We start from the raw sequence: 280 nt of genomic DNA on the forward strand, positions 1-280 counted from the left end.
TTATCTGTAAATGGATAATTTTTATCACTTAATATTTCATCACCATCTTTCAAAGGCTCATCCCCTCCTTCTATTTCTAAAAATGTAAAGGCACTTTTTTTAATTCTTGAACCAAACCCTGTTGCTTTACTTGTAGTCATAGATTTTACTGTACCTTCAAGAAGACCAACATCACCTATTGTATATAAACTTTTAAAACCTTCTATCATATCTTCATTATGTATTCTAAATGTCATATTACAACCTTGCTTACCATATTTATTAATTAGACCCTTAATCT

1 pseudogene is annotated in these 280 nt (G+C 28.9%); it reads right to left on the minus strand.

Features of this window, described 5'->3' with window-relative positions:
- Nucleotides 1-280: pseudogene (locus tag IC213_RS20775) on the minus strand (hypothetical protein); the annotation flags it as partial.

It is taken from the genome of Clostridioides sp. ES-S-0049-02 (assembly GCF_020658465.1).
Taxonomy (GTDB): domain Bacteria; phylum Bacillota; class Clostridia; order Peptostreptococcales; family Peptostreptococcaceae; genus Clostridioides.